Below are 16,588 nucleotides of genomic sequence, written 5' to 3'. Positions count from 1 at the left end.
TTTGACAGCTAACAACAGCTATTTTTTTAATCTGAAATTGTATTACGGTGCATCAATGACATGGCCAAACGAGCAAGTGGTTGAGCAATCAGAGCTTCAACAATTAGGGCAATTGCGTAGTTTCTAGGCCATTTGATAAAGAAATGATTGATGGGTTCCATCGTTATGTTACGTGCACCGATCCATGAACAAAGTATGGTTAGAACAAGTGACATAAGTAAGACATTACAGATTGTATTGATCAGCATTGTAGAACGAAATGATGAGTCTTGTTTTAAGAATCGACGAGATAATCTTTCGGCTGGTTTTTGTGTTATGACAACTAGGGCAACGACACTGATCCAGATAAATGGCATGTTGTGTACAGCCATCAAGTAATGTGGAATTGAGAATCCCATTTGTAGTCCTGTAATGATAGGTGCAATGATATTTACAGAGAGAATAGAAATGATCCCCATGAAAATAAGTGATTCTTTTAAGTTTTGTGGTAATTTTTGTTGAAATTCCAAAATGACACGCTCCTTATTATTTTTTGCATACGAAACAGCACCCAACTAAACAAGTTGACGTGCTGTTTTTATGCGTTATTAAATTAGAACAAGAGTGTACCATTTTAAAATTTTTATTTCTAATGAAAAATTCAAAAAAATAAAAGAAGCATCCTGGGGAGGAATGCTTCTTATGTGTTTTTAGGGGATTAAATATATGTTATAGGGGGGACGAGATAAGAGGCTTATGTCTCTCATCTACAAGTAATATATTACCGTGTAAGTGTGAATCATTTGTATTTAAAATGTGAAGAAATTGTGAAGATTTATAAATTTGGTCATAAATGTGTATAATTCGCCTCAAAATCAGATGTAGTTACCTAACAATACTAGTATGTTACAAAAATATTTGTATAAACTGATAACAATTCTCGAAAAAGATATTTTTGTTGTAGAACTGGTTTCATAAGGTACCATTAAAGTAGATGAGTTAGGAGGATGAATTATGGCAAATATTCGTGATGTAGCAAAAGTATCAGGTCATTCCATTTCAACAGTTTCGCGAGTTATCAATCAAACGGGCTATGTGTCTGACAAAACAGCTGAAGAAATCCAAACGGCAATGAAAAGTCTCAATTACCATAGAAATGATCTCGCTAGAGCGTTGAGTCTGGGGAAGACTTCTCGTGTTGGCGTTGTTTTGCCATATGTTAATCACCCATACTTTCAAAAATTGGCTGATGCCATTATTAGCACAGCTTTTTCCAATAACTATCAAGCCACGTTCCTGCAGTCAAATTATAATCAAGATGAAGAGACCAAGTTTTTAGATATGTTGAAGCATCATGCTTTTGATGGACTGATATTTACCTCTAGAGCAGTATCGTTTGAGAAACTAGTAGAGTACAAGAAGTATGGTCCGATAACTTGTTGTGAGGATACTTTTAATTATCCATTGTCGTCGGCTTATACGAATAGGAAAGAATCATTCGTTAATGCACTGCAGGCACTAAAGGATAACGGTTATACTCACATTGGATTGACGGTAAGTCGAAGTGAGAACACTAGTCAAAGTGCCAAGTTAACAACTGAAGCTTATAAAGAAGTATTTGGTGAAGAAGTCAGTGACAAATTGTTGTTCCGTGAATCTAAGACGATGTTTGACGGTATTACTGCAGCTGCTCAGTTTGTTAACTACGATCCTGACTTACAAGTTATCTTTTGTAACGGGGATGAAATCGCCGCAGGTGCTAAACGTCAGTTACAAGAAATGAAACAAGAGAATATTATTATTACCGGACAGGAGAATTTACCGATTAGTTTTCTGATGGACTTTTCTAGTGTTGATCATCGTTTATCTGAAATAGGTGAGAAGTCATTTGAATTATTATTTAAAGATGAAATAATCAAAGAAGCTGTACCATCAAGGTTCATACGACGTGGTAAGTTGTGTGAGGATTATCAACAAGATGACATCGATAAAATGTTGAATGGATAATTATATTGACTTATGTTAACTAAACATGCAATACTAGTAATGGTGCCAAACCGAGATGAGGGTACGCGACCGGCGTGAAAACGTTCGGAAGGTCGCTGCACCTCATCACATACAGTCCTACGTTTACGTAGGGCTGTTTTTTTTGTCTAAAAATACACAAAAAAAAAATACTCCCGGGGAAGGAGTATTTTTATATAGGGGATTAAATATTGTTATAGGGGGGATGAGAAAAGGGATTATGGTATCTCTTATCTACAATTTATATAATACAGGCCTATCATGAAGTATTTGCTTGTTAAATGTGAAAATTATGTGAATCTGAATAGCCACTTGTCTATGATAAGTCTTTTTTATAATTAAAATTCTTTGTCCATTTTTTAAATGACAACAATAGTTGTCTCCCTTAAGATAGATATAATATCTATCGAGTACTAGTATAACTTATTTTGTTAAGAACTACTACCACTTGATACTTAAAAAAATAAAAATAGAAGGCACCCTGGGGAGGAGTGTCTTCAAATAGGGGATTAAATATATATGTTATAGGGGGGTGAGAAAAGGGATATCTGTATCTCTCATCTACAATTACTATAATACCCAAAGAATATGAAAAAAATAATTCCAAAATGTGAAAAAAGTGTGAATTTTCATTTTTATAATTGGTATAGATTAATTCTTTTTTCATAATGTTAGTTGCTTTTTAATACTATGCCATTTATACTATACACATGTTTATCCAAAGAGATGCTAGTCTAGGCTGAAAATTAGCAATGAAAATGGTGCTCTAATTTACAGGACAGCTACCTATATAAGCTTAAGAGATGCAAGAAATTGCAAATTTGGGTGGAACCGCGTTAAAGACGTCCCTATTACAGAAATGTAGTAGAGACGTCTTTTTTTAACGCTTTTTGCAACTTAATCAAGGGAAGTTTATTTATGAAAGAAAAATCTACCACAAAAGAACAAACACTTTCAAGGTCACTTGAAGGTCGACATATTCAGATGATAGCAATCGGTGGAGCAATTGGTACAGGACTATTTTTAGGCTCTGGTAGTGCTATCCATGAAGCTGGACCATCAATTATTCTGGCATATACGATTGCAGGATTCTTTTGTTTCTTCATGATGCGTGCAATTGGAGAATTATTATTATCAGATACTACGAAACATTCGTTTCTAGATTTCATTCGAATTTATCTAGGTGACCGATTCGAATTCGTTACTGGGTGGGCATATTGGCTATGTTGGATCACGGTTGCCATGGCGGATCTGACTGCTTCTGGTATTTATATCAAGTATTGGTTTCCAAGTGTTCCACAATGGTTATCAGCTTTGGTTATTTTGATAATTTTATTTTTAATGAACTTTGTTAATGTGAAGTTATTTGGAGAATTAGAAACTGGGTTTTCGATGATAAAGATCATCGCCATTATTGCATTAGTGGTGATCGGAGTTGGGATGGCTTTTTTGCACACACCAGTTACAGGTGGGAATGCAGGATTTTCCAATCTGGTAAGTCATGGAGGATTTTTCCCGACAGGATTTAAGGGATTTTTGATGTCATTTCAAATGGTTATTTTTGCCTTCGTTGGGATTGAAATGGTCGGATTGACTGCTGGAGAGGCGGCTGAACCTGAGATCAATCTTCCAAAGGCTATCAATAGCTTACCGATTAGGATCGGATTGTTCTATGTTGGATCAATGATAGCCATCATGAGTGTTTATTCTTGGCAAAGGATCTCAACAACTACTAGTCCCTTTGTTCAAGTCTTTTCAGGAATCGGTATCAATGGAGCTGCAGGGATTTTGAACTTTGTTGTTTTAACGGCGTCATTGTCGGCCACTAATAGTTGTCTATTTAGTACTAGCCGGACTCTTTATAGTTTGAGTTTGAAGGGTAATGCACCAAAGAAATTCAAATTAGTCGGCAATAACGGAGTTCCAGTCTGGTCATTGATATTTTCTGCGACAGCTTTATTAGTGATCGTAGCTTTGAATTTCTTTATGCCATCCAATGTATTCAGTTTGATTTCGACAGTTTCAACTATCAACTTTATTATTGTGTGGATAATTCTCATCTGGACACATTTATTGTTCAGAAAGAAAAATCCTAGTGGTATCAAGATTTTTAAGATGCCACTTTATCCATTTAGTAATTATATTAGTTTGATATTTTTTATAGCAATTTTGATTTTATTATTGTTTGTAAATACAACTAGGATTCCAATGATCATCACAATTATCTTTTGGATAGTGATGTTATCGATTTACCACAAAAAATGATGTAAGGAAGTGTGAAATATGGAAGAGAAGAAAACACTATCTAGGTCTTTAGGTAGTAGACATATTCAGATGATAGCAATCGGTGGTGCTATTGGAACAGGGCTATTCTTAGGTTCTGGTGAAGCAATCCATAAGTCCGGACCATCGATCATCTTTTCTTATTTGATAACAGGACTATTTTGCTTCTTGATGATGCGTGCAATTGGTGAATTGTTACTATCGGATACTACTAAGCATTCATTTTTAGAGTTTATTCGACAATATTTGGGGAATAGAGCCGAATTCGTTACTGGGTGGGCATATTGGTTTTGTTGGATCACCTTAGCTATGGCGGATCTGACTGCCTCTGGTATTTACATCAAGTATTGGTTTCCAATTATTCCACAATGGTTGTCAGCACTGGTCATTTTGCTAATTTTGGTCACTGTGAACTTTGTTAATGTTAAACTTTTTGGTGAGATGGAATCAGGCTTTTCAATGATCAAAGTTATCGCGATAATTGTTCTAGTGGTTGTTGGTATAGGAATGGCAATCTTCAAGTTGCCAGTTGGCAGTGGTAATGCTGGGTTTAGCAACTTGATCAGTCATGGTGGGATGTTTCCGACTGGTATCAGCGGATTTTTAATGTCATTTCAAATGGTCGTCTTTGCATTTGTCGGTATCGAAATGGTGGGAATCACAGCTGGTGAGACTAAGAATCCAGAACTTAATCTACCAAGGGCCATCAATTCAGTTCCTATTAGGATCGGATTGTTCTATGTTGGAGCTATGGTAGCAATCATGAGCGTATATCCTTGGAACCAGATAACCACAGATATCAGTCCATTTGTGCAAGTATTCTCAGGAATCGGTATTAAAGGAGCAGCAGGAATATTGAACTTTGTAGTTTTGACGGCATCTTTGTCAGCTACCAATAGTTGCCTTTTCAGTACCAGTCGAACTCTTTATGGATTAAGTGCCAAGGGGAACGCACCTAAGAAGATGTCTTTGGTTGGCAATAATGGTGTACCAATTTGGTCATTGATGTTTTCTAGTGTTGCTTTGTTGGTCATAGTTTTACTGAATTATGTTATGCCGGCAAGTGTCTTCAGTCTTATCGCCACGATTTCCACAATCAATTTTATTATTGTTTGGATAGTGCTTTTGTGGACTCATGTAGTTTATAGACACCAGACTAAACATCTTGGTAAATATCAGATGCCTGGATATCCTTATACAAATTATCTTAGTTTGATATTTTTTATTGGAATATTGATATTATTGCTGGTAATTTCAAGTACTCGTTTGGCGATGATATTTACCATCGCCTTTTGGATAATGTTGATTGTTGTATATTCAATACTTAAGAAACAAAAAAAGTGAAATCGCAGATGCGATTTCACTTTTTTATTAACCTATATTTATGTGGTGACCGAGTTCTTTTTTATTTTCAACTTTTGGAAGTGTGATCTTCAAAACACCATCAGTATAATCAGCCTTGATACTTTGTTCGTCAACTGCTGGTAAGTGATATTGTCTTGCAAAACGTCCGTTAGAACGTTCACTCATAATCATATCTCCATTTTTATCTTCATGATCGTTGAAACTGTCACGGTGACCACTAATTGTTAATGTATCGTTTTGATAGTTGATGTCAATATTCTTCTTATCAAAATCTGGCATGTCTACTTTGACTTCGTAGTCCTTATCAGATTCCTTAATGTCGGTTTTCAATACGGTATCAATATCACTGTCATTGAAAAATGTAGGGAAGTTATTCATTAATGAATTACCAAACCAGTCCCTTAAAGTATCGTTATGACGATCCATAATTTCATTTGCCATATATCAATTACTTCCTTTCCTTCATTACAAATACAGTATAGTACCTGGTCAGGGGGAAATTCAAGAATTTAGCACTCTGAATAGTAGAGTGCTAAAAAACTATTTTTTCATGTAATTAGTTGGCTCGAAATATTTCTGTAGCAGACCGATCAATAAGTCGGTTATAACTGCCATTAGAGCAGTTGGCAGGGCACCGGCAAGTATCAATGGTGCACCGTCAGTAGCATTGGTACCACGAATGATCAAGTCACCAAGACCACCCGCGCCAACGAAGGAACCGATGGCAGTATTACCAATAGCAACGACCATAGCGGTACGAATACCAGACATTATAACTGACATTGCTAGTGGAAGCTTGACCATATATAGTAATTGCAATCCAGTCATCCCCATACCACGGGCCGAATCAATAACGTTTGGATCAACGTTTCGCATTCCAGTATATGTATTCTTGAGTATTGGTAGTAGTGAATAAAGGAAAATCGTTACGATAACTGTATTTGGCCCCAATCCTAATGCCAACATGATAATGGATAACATGGCAAGGGATGGGACAGTTTGGATAACGTTAGCGATACTGATGATGAAATTACCAAGTTTGTAATGATTGGCAATATATATTCCTAATGGAATACCAATTATAGCAGCAATCAAAACACCATAAAATGAGATCAAAAAGTGTCTACCAAATTGTTCTAGCACGTATATTCCGTTGTGTGTGAAATAAAAGATCAATTGTCTCCATAGCGGCTGATCAGCCATTATTTATCACCTCTGAAATAGTTATTTTTTTGTAAGAATTCTCGAGCGACATCTGCCGGTTCACGGAGATTATTATCGACTTCATAGTTCATTGTTTGCATTTGTGATAACGATATTTTCCCATCTAGTCTGTGAAGCAATGGTTTTAACTCAGGATGCTTCTTTAATAAGCTATTATTAACGACCATACTTGTATCATATGGAGGGAAGAAATTCTTATTATCAGGTAATATCTTCAAGTTGTAACTCTTGATACGACCATCAGTAGAATATCCTAAGACGGCTGACATTTTACCAGCAGCTACAGCAGAATAGACTAGTCCAACTTGCATAGGATAGACACGTTTGAAAGTGAATCCATAAGCACGTGAAAAGGCTGGGTAACCATCGTCAGGACGGTTGATCCAGATATTATCAGCACCAATATTCATGTTTGGAGCAATTTTTTTCAGATCACTGATATTGTGTAAGTTATACTTCTTGGCCATCTTTTGTGTTACCAACATATTATAAGTGTTAGCGAATCCATAAGTTGGGAACCAAGTTTGATCAAATTTTTGATTGTAGAGTCGTTTAACAGTACGGTTTGCTTTAGCACGATTTTTGATTGGTTTATGTTTCAAAGTAGCAATCAATTCGTCACCGGTAAAATTCTCGGCGGCAATATCAGCGTTATTACGCATCAAAGCGGCGTGCACTAGTTGATTAGAACCTAAGTTATTGACGATCTCGGTTTTATAATCAGTTTCGTGTGAAATAAGTTCCATGATTATTTCTGACACGATCATAGACTCAGTTGTAGAAAGACTGGCAACTCGAATAGTATCTTTAGAACCAGACCCGAGTCCGGGCCAACCACAACCAGATACTAGTAACATTGTTAAAAGAGATATAATTGTTAATAATTTTTTGAATGTTTTTTTCATAATTACACCTCACTGCGTTTAGTTTTTGGCGTAACTTTTTTCTCAAATATACCTAGTAAATAATCGGCTAAAATTGCCAAAATAGTAACTGGTATAGTACCACCGATAATAAGACTTGGATTGTAAAGATTAAGTCCGTTAAAGATGAAATCACCTAATCCACCGGCACCGATATATGACGCCAAAGTAGACCAAGAAATAACATAAACAGTTGATAGTCTGATACCAGACATAATAATAGGCATGGACATTGGTATCTCAACTTTAAAAATGGACTGCATCGTGGTCATCCCCAGACCACGGGCTGCGTCTAGTAGGTTCTTATTGACCTTTTTCATACCGATATATGTATTACGTAAAATTGGTAATAATGAATAAATAAACAAAGCAACAATAGCTGGGACTTTACCGATACCAAATATCGGGATCATCAAAGCTAACAAAGCTAGTGAAGGGATGGTTTGAAGCATCCCAGTGATAGACATGACATACTTGGCTGTTTTATCGTAACGAGTCAGAAGAATGCCAAGTGGTACAGCAACTATAATTCCGAGGATAATGGCAAAAGCTGAGATATAGATCTGTTCCCAGGTTTTGATTATCAATTCAGAGCCATGCTGGTTCAGAAAGGTAATCATGCATTATCACTCTCCTTTGCAATTGACTCAGGTAATTTGATGCCTTCAGGATTATCCAATTCTTCACTACCCCAAATAGCGTCGTAGATGATATTTACTAAGGAAGCACGAGTAACTATACCGATAAGGTTATTGTCATTGTCGATAACAGGGACGTATTTGTAGCCTTGCTTCAAAATACGCTCACTTGTATCACGCAAATATGACGTTGTCTTGACCTTAAAACGATTTGGTTGGTAGATGTCCGAAACGTTCGAATACTTCGAGTAGCGGTCGTTTATGGTCTCCAAATCGATAAAACCTTTGAGTTTGTTGTTATCATCTGTAACCAAAAGGTTATCAACGTGTTTCAAACTCATCTCTCTAATAGCTTCAGCAAGAGATTGACCAAGTGTGATCTTGGCAGGATTTTTTGACATGATGTCACTGACAGATAGAGTATTTTGTTGAGCTTGAAGCAAACGCTCTTCACCTAATAGCTCTTTAACAAAGTCAGAAGCGGGATGCTGTAAGATATTGTCTGGTGTGTCATCTTGGATAATATGACCACTATCCATAATGACAATGTGTGTTGCTAATTTTAATGCCTCATCCATATCGTGGGTAACAAAGATGATAGTCTTACCAAGTTCTTCTTGAAGATGTTTAACTAATTCTTGTAGATCGTCACGTGTGATAGGGTCTAAGGCACCAAATGGCTCATCCATTAAGATAATGTCTTGATCGGCAGCTAAGGCACGAACGACACCGATTCTTTGTTGTTGTCCACCAGATAGTTCAGCAGGGTAGCGCTCTAAATAACTTTCAGGAAGATCGGCCAATTTTATTAATTCCACAGCCTTACGATCCATTTTATCCTGTGACCATTTGAGTAGTTTAGGAACAAGAGTAATATTGTCCTTGATGGTCATGTGAGGCATTAGTCCATTATTCTGAATAACGTATCCGATTGTACGCCGTAACTTAACAGGGTCGAATGTCTTAAGATTCTTTCCTTTAAAAATGATTTTTCCACGACTAGGTTCAATCATACGATTGATCATTCTCATAGTTGTGGTCTTTCCGGAACCAGATGTTCCAATTAGACAGACGAACTCCCCCTCGTTAATTGTTATGTTGATATCCTCGACAGCGTCGTTGCCGCCACGGTAGTTTTTTGCTACATCTTGAAATGAAATTATTTCTTTCGCGGTCTGCATAAATCCTCCTATAAAATGACTAACGTTAGCTATGATACAATGATAGCGAAATTAATTCAAAAAGAGGTTGGATATATTATGTCAAAAATAGTTGTCAAACGTATCTATAACAAGGACTTACCCGCTGGATATAGAATTTTGGTTGATCGCTTGTGGCCACGTGGAATATCCAAAATTAATGCCAAACTGGATTTGTGGGCTAAAAATATTTCACCTTCAACAGAGTTAAGAAAATGGTTCGGACATGACGAAGATAAGTATGAAGAATTTGAAATCAAATATACAAAAGAGATCGAAAATAATGAATATACAACAGAATTTATTAAAATAGTCGAAGAAGAATTAAAAAAACAAGATGTTCTATTCTTATACGGTGCAAAGGATGAAGAATGTAACAATGCAGAAGTTTTGGAAGAATATCTTAATAAACTAATTAATAATAATTGAAGAAAACATCTATCGACTTTATAATAATAGTGATGAAATAGGACAGGATGGATAATAATGGAGGAATTCGACTTAGCGACCCTTCTTTCTAGTAACGAAAAAGCATTGATCAGAGTATTACAAAATTATGCCAGAACCAACGATCTGGTTATTTTTGTCTTGGATAATAATGATTCACTATTATATGTAACTATAGATGAGATTCCTAAAAAAAGTATTCTTGCAAGACTGGATACAGTCAGCAATTTTGCTGACTTGAGTAAGAATCGATTCAAATATCACATTGAATTAACGAATGTTCCTATTCGAGTTACTACCATTAATCAGATGGTTGGGAAGCTTTACGTTGCGCATGACGTTGATAAAAATCCCGGTCCAGATAATTTAGTAATATTACAAAATTTACAAAAACAAGCAGAGTTCCTCAAGTTTCTATTTGAGGGAATGGCAAGATTGTTGATCAATAATAGAGGAATTGATGAATTCTTAATCAAACAACCCGTCAATGTTGATACGATGATTGAAGAGTTAGATGATAATGAAGCCATTGCGCTGCAACAATTAAAGAATCTTTCGACATCCAATCATGCAATTATTGCCGCAATTGAGTTCATTGATGATAATTTGGATAAACGCCTAACACTTGATCAGGTATCTAATAGGGCATATTTGTCTGATTATTATTTCAGTAAGTTATTTAAGAAAGAAACAAAGTTGAGCTTTTCAGTTTACCTCAATGCAAGAAAAGTTCAACGAGCTATGTTTTTGTTAAAAGATACCGATATGAATATCCAAGAAATATCTAATGAATTAGGCTTTACGAGATTGAGTTATTTCAGTCAAACCTTTAAGAAATATACAGGATTTACTCCTTCCAAATTCAGACATAGTAAATAGAAAAAGGCTCTGGCATCCACTTTGTGGGTACTAGAACCTTTTTTATATTTAGTTATTAGTTTTTCGCTTATTCATATAATGAATTATCAAAGTGACGATGATCGAAACTACCAATACAGCTACGAATAACATATTTGGAACTTCAATATCGATTGCTGGAATAGATAAGAATAACTTAACAGAGATGAAGAGAATCAAGAAATATGCCATTCCTTGTAATTCAGGGATTTTCTCCATCCAACCCATGATAAGCTCTGCAATACCACGCATTGCTAAGATTCCAATCATACCACCGATCAAAACAATGACTGGATTACTTGAGATGGCTAGGGATGCTAGAACAGAATCAATTGAGAATACGATATCCATTAATTCGATTGAGATAACAACTTGCCAAAATCTAGAAATATGAATGTGCTTTTTCCAGCCTGTTGGTTCAGGTCTTTTACTTGGAACTTCAACTTTCTTATCCTTTTTTCTTCTATCAAGAAAGAAGTATTTTAAGAATAAGTAGAATAAATAACCAGCGCCAAGGACCTTTATCCACCAGAAGTTGATCAGGTATACACCTATACCAATGACTAGGAAACGAAAAATATACGCTCCAAATAATCCGTAGAATAGAGATTTCTCCTGTTCGACTTTGTTAGGTAATGACTGTGTTTGAGCAGCCAAGACCACAGCGTTATCGACGGATAGCATACATTCCATAACAACTAATGATAAAATTATTAACCAATCTTCGCCGGATTCAATAACGGTTGCCCAATTATGAAGGTCGAAGAACGGTCCGTACATGTTTACAAGTGCATTCAATCAGGTTTGCTCCCTTAAAATATATTTATTTACAAACGGTATATTACCATATTGTCTATGTATATATTATAACAAAAAAAGGACCGTGACATAAAAAAGCATTATGTCGCAGTCCCTTTTTAGAACAAATCTTAGAAATGATAGACCTCTTTAAGAGTTGTGAAGATTAACCAAATATTTAGAATAGTTAGAATAACAGCAATCCCGTACCCGATGTACTTGATATAACTCTTATTCGCAAATTCACCCATTAACTTCTTATCACTAGAAAAGGCAATTAGTGGAAAAATCGAGAATGGTAACGCAACACTCAGAAATACCTGTGAGAATGTTAATAATGATTCGATTTTTGCTTCATTACCGTGATAAATAACAGCAAAGGCGATAACAGGTAAGATGGATAGCAAACGTGTGATAACACGTCTTACCCAAAGTTTCATCTTCATGTGGACGAAACCTTCCATAACAATCTGACCTGATAAAGTACCAGTGATAGTTGAGTTTTGACCTGAAGCCAACAGTGCAACAGCAAAAAGAATACTTAATACTGGACTAGCAACAGCACCGGCAATTTTTGGATCTTGTAGTGCGTTGTATAAGTCAACAAATCGACCTAAGTCACTCTTTGTACCATAGAATAAGGCAGCACCTAGAAGTAATAGTAGGGTGTTAACTACAAATGCTAGTGTTAATTGGATATTTGAATCCCAAGTTGAGAAACGAACAGCTTGTTTAACACTCTTTGTATCTGCACGGTCATATTTTCTAGCCTGTGAGATACTTGAATGCAAGTATAGATTATGCGGCATTACCGTAGCACCAACAATACCCAATGAAATATAAAGCATACTTTGATTTTGTAGAATAACTGGATCAGGAACGAATCCAATCACCATCTGTCCCCAATCAGGTTGAGCTAGAATAACTTCATACATAAATACTGCTAAAATTACTAGAATCAATGCGGCTACAATAGCTTCGATTTTTCTAAATCCAAGTTTCATTAATATTAATAGAAGCAACACGTCAAAGGCTGTAATTAAAACACCCCAAAGAATTGGAATACCAAATAATAATTTTAAAGCGATGGCAGAACCGATTATTTCAGCAATATCAGTTGCCATGATAGCTAGCTCAGTAACTATCCAGAGTACAAAACCTACCTTTTTGGTGGTTCTATCTCTTGTTAATTGTGCCAAATCCCGACCAGTTACAATCCCTAGTTTAGCAGCCATATATTGAAGTAACATGGCAATTAAACTAGATATCAAAATGACGGTCAAAAGTTTGTATTTGAATTGAGCACCACCAGCGATGGAAGTAACCCAATTACCAGGATCCATATATCCAACGGCAACTAGAGCTCCGGGACCACTATATGCTAATAGTGTCTTGAAGAATCCAGCGTCTTTGGGAATTTCAACGGTATCGTTTATTTCTTCTAATGAAGGACCGTTTGCGTAATGGATCAGGCTATCGTGTTTTTTGTTTTTATCACTCAAGCTTGTATCCCCCTTTTTAATCTCTCAATATGATATCATGTTATAGTAGTTTTTTAAACAAGAATAAAAATTAATTTTAGGTTGGCTTAACAACAAGAAAATTGATTTGAATCAAAGTAATAATTTGTAAAAAGATGGATACTAACTTACAATTACATAAAAAGGAATGAGGCCATATGGACATACTAATAATAGTAGTAGATGTAATTTTTCTAGCCGGGGCAGTATTTAACATATACTGGCAGTCACAAATCGAGATACGATCGATCTATAAAGTTTCATCGTTGATCTTTGCTGCATTTATCGGATCATGGCTGTTGTTTTCAGCCAGCAGTGACTTACCATATATCATAATGACTGCTGCATTTATAACTCTCACCATTATGAATGGTGTCGGTGGAATTGGCGAGAAAAAAGTCGTGATGAATGGATTCTATTCTGGCGTTATTGATTACTCTCAAATAGTTCATGTAACGCTGATTCCAATAGAAGTTCCACAAAGAAAACCAAAAGTTGCGGTCATTTTTAATACAAATCGTCCACAACAAATACAGATGAGTTTTAATACTTCATATAAAACGATACAAGATTATTTAAGTAAGAAGTTGTCCTCTGGTGTACAAGTCGAAGTAGGACAAATTTAGAGCGCCACAATACACGGGTAATTTCCGAGCATTAATCTAAAAGAGGCTGATATTTGCGAATGCAAATACCAGCCTCTTTTAGATTAAGCGGAAGAAATTGTGTATTGTGGCGCGTTTGCGAAGCAAACAATCAACTCTTCAAATCACGACAAGAATAACCAATATATCCAACAACTATCAAAACAAATGTAATACCAAGCTGCCACCACATAGTACCGGGATCAATTTTTCCAACGGGAACATCAGGGATGTATCCAAAAGGTGTCAACTTTGCGACCCATTTTGGCAAATCTATCAATTTACCAAAATATCCAGAGAATAATGCAAAACCAATATATAGATAACTAAAACTTGAAAATCTAGGAATAAGTCCAACTATACAACCACTTATTGCAAGTACTACAAGTAAAGCAGACAGATAAGCGGCAAAGCTGTTAAGGAATACTGACATTTCAACTGGATGTTTCATAACGGACATACCACCTAGGTAGAGTCCCATCATACTGGCAAATAAAGTAGCAACACTTGTCGCAATACCAAGAAGTAAAATACTGGTAAATAAGTAGCTTCTACTTACAGGTTTAGAGTGGATCAATTCCAAATAGCCTTTGCTTTCACCAGTTTTTAGATAATTGATAATTTGAATACCTGGGAATAGTGCTAAACAGGCAAAAACTATCATTAGAATAGCTACAAAATGTTTGATAATAACAACATTTGCCTTATGAACAGCACTGGCACCTATTAATTGTGCCATTGTTGGATTAGTTTTGAGAATGTCACCAATGGTATTAAAGATCGATCCGTAAGTGAATCCTAGAATCATTAATCCAATTATCCAAACGATGATCGAAGTACGATGTAGTCTAAAAAATAGACTTAAAGGACCACGTAGAAATACTGATGCTGTAGCGCGTCCCGGCTTTGTAGCGATGATTCCAGAACCAATATCACGATGATTATTGATCCATAACGCCGTTATACACAGAATCAATGACAACCCTAGCATCAAGAATACTGGTAGCCAATTATTATCTTGATAAGTTGAAAACTTCTCGACCCATCCAAATGGTATTAGCCAAGTTAAGTTTGGATTGGAGATATCAGTCGACATTCTGGCAATGTACATTATGCCAAATATGATATATGAAAGAATCATGGCAAAACGAGAATTGTCCACTAATTGTGCCATCAATGCTGCAATGGAGGCGAACATGAATCCAGCTGCACCTAATCCTAATCCCAATAAGAAGTTACCATTGGTATCAGTTCCAGATAGTCCAGCAAATTGTAATCCAAGGCTATAAAAGATACCGATAACTAAATTAATAATTAGTAGTTCAATCAAAGATGAAGCGAGATTGGATAGTTTACCCACAGAATGAGATTGAATTATTTCTAATAATCCAGAATCTTCTTCACCACGGGTATTTTTTATTATGATCGAAAAGTTCATAACGGCAGCAATCATTGCCATAAAGACGGTCATCTCACCGGCAAAGACATCCGCAGTCGTATAAGGACCTGATCCTGATAATTTCCCAAATAATGAGACCATTGATGGAGATTTTAAAGTTTTGACGATTTCATCTATTGAAGCCTGACTGTCATAGATAGTTGTGAACTTAGCCGCAACGGCCGCAAATAAAACAATCAAAGTAACTGACCAAAGAGCCAATTTTAGCCAGTCACGTTTTAAACTGAAACGTGTTAAAAACCAAGTTTGATGAAAATTACGATTTTCCATAGTCTATCTTCTTTCATCCGAATAATATCTCATGAATAGATCTTCAAGAGTTGGGGGAGTCGATTGTAACGAAACAATTTGCTTATCTGCCAAATAACTCATAGCAGAACCAATCTTGTCAGAATCAACTGAGAAAGTTGTTAAACCACTGTTTTCCAACTTAACATTATGGATACCTTCTAGATTTTTTAATTCAGGCGTTGGTTTCATCGTTTGAAATTGGATGACAGTTCTAGTTAGATGTCTCATATCAGAAAGTGAACCAGTTTCAACGATTTCACCACTACGAATTATTCCGATACGATCACACATTTTTTCAACTTCTGATAGGATATGACTCGATAGCAGAACTGATTTGCCTTGATCTTTTAGCTCCATTACTGATTTTTGGAATATTTCCTCATTCAATGGATCAAGACCTGATGTTGGTTCATCAAATATATAAAAGTCGGCATCAGTTGAAAAAGCAGCAATCAAAGCGACTTTTTGACGATTACCCTTGGAGTAAGTTCGAGCTTTTTTGGTAGGATCAAATTGGAATCGTTTAATCATCTCATCGGTTTTACTGTTATGTTTAGTATTTCCTAGTTTCAAAAACAAATCGATAATTTCACCACCGGTCAAGTTTGGCCATAGATAGACATCGCCTGGTACATAAGCCAATTTTTTGTGAATTGACACGGAATCCTTATAGACGTCTTTACCAAATAAAGTAGCAACGCCACCCGATGCACGCAAAATCCCTAGAAGTGTTCGAATAGTTGTTGATTTACCAGCACCGTTAGGGCCGATGAATCCAAAAATTTCCCCAGGATAAACATCAAAAGTAACATTTTTTAAAGCCTGAAATTTACCAAAATTCTTTTGTAGATGATCAACATGTAAAATAGCGTTATTAGTTTGTTGCATAATAGATA

Annotated in this window: 16 protein-coding genes; 6 read left to right on the top strand and 10 right to left on the bottom strand. The window is 35.9% G+C overall.

The window, feature by feature from the left end:
• Nucleotides 1-26: 26 nt before the first annotated feature.
• Nucleotides 27-509, bottom strand: a complete 483-nt coding sequence (locus BTM29_RS01870; protein ID WP_076613879.1) for a hypothetical protein — start codon at nucleotides 507-509, stop codon at nucleotides 27-29.
• A 484-nt stretch (nucleotides 510-993) separates the two neighbouring features.
• Here BTM29_RS01870 and BTM29_RS01865 point away from each other — a divergent pair, with 484 nt between their 5' ends.
• The 3 genes from BTM29_RS01865 to BTM29_RS01850 all read left to right on the top strand — a co-directional run bounded on the left by BTM29_RS01865 (nucleotide 994) and on the right by BTM29_RS01850 (nucleotide 5,631).
• Nucleotides 994-1,986, top strand: a complete 993-nt coding sequence (locus tag BTM29_RS01865) for a LacI family DNA-binding transcriptional regulator (protein WP_076613878.1) — start codon at nucleotides 994-996, stop codon at nucleotides 1,984-1,986.
• A gap of 936 nt (nucleotides 1,987-2,922) precedes the next feature.
• Nucleotides 2,923-4,269 carry an amino acid permease gene (locus BTM29_RS01855; protein ID WP_076613876.1) on the top strand — a complete coding sequence of 449 codons (1,347 nt, stop codon included), beginning with the start codon at nucleotides 2,923-2,925 and terminating at the stop codon, nucleotides 4,267-4,269.
• Nucleotides 4,270-4,287: 18 nt separating this feature from the next.
• Nucleotides 4,288-5,631, top strand: coding sequence for an amino acid permease (locus BTM29_RS01850; protein WP_076613875.1), 1,344 nt, complete (start codon nucleotides 4,288-4,290; stop codon nucleotides 5,629-5,631).
• 27 nt (nucleotides 5,632-5,658) lie between these two features.
• Here BTM29_RS01850 and BTM29_RS01845 read toward each other — a convergent pair whose 3' ends face one another.
• From BTM29_RS01845 to BTM29_RS01825, 5 genes are all read right to left on the bottom strand, one after another.
• Nucleotides 5,659-6,093, bottom strand: coding sequence for an Hsp20/alpha crystallin family protein (locus BTM29_RS01845; protein ID WP_076613874.1), 435 nt, complete (start codon nucleotides 6,091-6,093; stop codon nucleotides 5,659-5,661).
• 99 nt (nucleotides 6,094-6,192) lie between these two features.
• Complete coding sequence (locus BTM29_RS01840; protein WP_076613873.1) at nucleotides 6,193-6,855, bottom strand: ABC transporter permease; 663 nt, start codon at nucleotides 6,853-6,855, stop codon at nucleotides 6,193-6,195.
• Complete coding sequence (locus BTM29_RS01835; protein ID WP_076613872.1) at nucleotides 6,855-7,781, bottom strand: osmoprotectant ABC transporter substrate-binding protein; 927 nt, start codon at nucleotides 7,779-7,781, stop codon at nucleotides 6,855-6,857. Before BTM29_RS01835 ends, BTM29_RS01840 begins: the two co-directional genes overlap by 1 nt.
• 2 nt (nucleotides 7,782-7,783) lie before the next feature.
• Nucleotides 7,784-8,419: an ABC transporter permease gene (locus BTM29_RS01830; RefSeq protein WP_076613871.1), complete on the bottom strand. Its 636-nt coding sequence runs from the start codon at nucleotides 8,417-8,419 to the stop codon at nucleotides 7,784-7,786.
• On the bottom strand, nucleotides 8,416-9,618 hold the full coding sequence (locus BTM29_RS01825; RefSeq protein ID WP_076613870.1) for a betaine/proline/choline family ABC transporter ATP-binding protein: 1,203 nt from the start codon (nucleotides 9,616-9,618) through the stop codon (nucleotides 8,416-8,418). Before BTM29_RS01825 ends, BTM29_RS01830 begins: the two co-directional genes overlap by 4 nt.
• A gap of 78 nt (nucleotides 9,619-9,696) precedes the next feature.
• On the opposite strand from BTM29_RS01825, the gene BTM29_RS01820 reads away from it, so the two are divergent.
• Both BTM29_RS01820 and BTM29_RS01815 read left to right on the top strand, forming a co-directional pair.
• Nucleotides 9,697-10,065, top strand: a complete 369-nt coding sequence (locus BTM29_RS01820) for a DUF488 domain-containing protein (protein ID WP_076613869.1) — start codon at nucleotides 9,697-9,699, stop codon at nucleotides 10,063-10,065.
• Between the two features lie 57 nt (nucleotides 10,066-10,122).
• The gene (locus BTM29_RS01815; protein WP_076613868.1) at nucleotides 10,123-10,962 is read left to right on the top strand and encodes an AraC family transcriptional regulator; all 840 of its coding nucleotides are present in this window, start codon (nucleotides 10,123-10,125) and stop codon (nucleotides 10,960-10,962) included.
• 48 nt (nucleotides 10,963-11,010) lie between these two features.
• On the opposite strand, the gene BTM29_RS01810 is transcribed toward BTM29_RS01815, so the two are convergent.
• A complete protein-coding gene (locus BTM29_RS01810) occupies nucleotides 11,011-11,760 on the bottom strand; it encodes a TerC family protein (protein ID WP_418236009.1) in 750 nt (249 codons plus the stop codon).
• Nucleotides 11,761-11,909: 149 nt separating this feature from the next.
• Nucleotides 11,910-13,280 carry an Nramp family divalent metal transporter gene (locus tag BTM29_RS01805; protein WP_076613866.1) on the bottom strand — a complete coding sequence of 457 codons (1,371 nt, stop codon included), beginning with the start codon at nucleotides 13,278-13,280 and terminating at the stop codon, nucleotides 11,910-11,912.
• Between the two features lie 176 nt (nucleotides 13,281-13,456).
• Here BTM29_RS01805 and BTM29_RS01800 point away from each other — a divergent pair, with 176 nt between their 5' ends.
• The gene (locus BTM29_RS01800) at nucleotides 13,457-13,924 is read left to right on the top strand and encodes a hypothetical protein (protein ID WP_076613865.1); all 468 of its coding nucleotides are present in this window, start codon (nucleotides 13,457-13,459) and stop codon (nucleotides 13,922-13,924) included.
• A gap of 130 nt (nucleotides 13,925-14,054) precedes the next feature.
• Here the strand turns inward: BTM29_RS01800 and BTM29_RS01795 are convergent, their stop codons facing one another.
• Nucleotides 14,055-15,671: an ABC transporter permease gene (locus BTM29_RS01795; protein ID WP_076613864.1), complete on the bottom strand. Its 1,617-nt coding sequence runs from the start codon at nucleotides 15,669-15,671 to the stop codon at nucleotides 14,055-14,057.
• A 3-nt stretch (nucleotides 15,672-15,674) separates the two neighbouring features.
• Complete coding sequence (locus tag BTM29_RS01790) at nucleotides 15,675-16,580, bottom strand: ABC transporter ATP-binding protein (RefSeq protein WP_076613863.1); 906 nt, start codon at nucleotides 16,578-16,580, stop codon at nucleotides 15,675-15,677.
• Between the last annotated feature and the right edge of the window lie 8 nt (nucleotides 16,581-16,588).

The sequence above is a fragment of the Companilactobacillus allii genome (assembly GCF_001971585.1).
In the GTDB taxonomy this organism is placed as follows: Bacteria; Bacillota; Bacilli; order Lactobacillales; family Lactobacillaceae; genus Companilactobacillus; species Companilactobacillus allii.
Note: the sequence above shows the minus strand (reverse complement) of the source record. Positions and strands in the feature narration are given on the sequence as shown.

Coding starts and splice junctions, on each gene's coding strand:
- BTM29_RS01865 (WP_076613878.1), top strand. CDS start 994: ATGGCAAATATTCGTGATGTAGCAAAAGTATCAGGTCATTCCATTTCA.
- BTM29_RS01855 (WP_076613876.1), top strand. CDS start 2,923: ATGAAAGAAAAATCTACCACAAAAGAACAAACACTTTCAAGGTCACTT.
- BTM29_RS01850 (WP_076613875.1), top strand. CDS start 4,288: ATGGAAGAGAAGAAAACACTATCTAGGTCTTTAGGTAGTAGACATATT.
- BTM29_RS01845 (WP_076613874.1), bottom strand. CDS start 6,093: ATGGCAAATGAAATTATGGATCGTCATAACGATACTTTAAGGGACTGG.
- BTM29_RS01840 (WP_076613873.1), bottom strand. CDS start 6,855: ATGGCTGATCAGCCGCTATGGAGACAATTGATCTTTTATTTCACACAC.
- BTM29_RS01835 (WP_076613872.1), bottom strand. CDS start 7,781: ATGAAAAAAACATTCAAAAAATTATTAACAATTATATCTCTTTTAACA.
- BTM29_RS01830 (WP_076613871.1), bottom strand. CDS start 8,419: ATGATTACCTTTCTGAACCAGCATGGCTCTGAATTGATAATCAAAACC.
- BTM29_RS01825 (WP_076613870.1), bottom strand. CDS start 9,618: ATGCAGACCGCGAAAGAAATAATTTCATTTCAAGATGTAGCAAAAAAC.
- BTM29_RS01820 (WP_076613869.1), top strand. CDS start 9,697: ATGTCAAAAATAGTTGTCAAACGTATCTATAACAAGGACTTACCCGCT.
- BTM29_RS01815 (WP_076613868.1), top strand. CDS start 10,123: ATGGAGGAATTCGACTTAGCGACCCTTCTTTCTAGTAACGAAAAAGCA.
- BTM29_RS01810 (WP_418236009.1), bottom strand. CDS start 11,760: ATGTACGGACCGTTCTTCGACCTTCATAATTGGGCAACCGTTATTGAA.
- BTM29_RS01800 (WP_076613865.1), top strand. CDS start 13,457: ATGGACATACTAATAATAGTAGTAGATGTAATTTTTCTAGCCGGGGCA.
- BTM29_RS01795 (WP_076613864.1), bottom strand. CDS start 15,671: ATGGAAAATCGTAATTTTCATCAAACTTGGTTTTTAACACGTTTCAGT.
- BTM29_RS01790 (WP_076613863.1), bottom strand. CDS start 16,580: ATGCAACAAACTAATAACGCTATTTTACATGTTGATCATCTACAAAAG.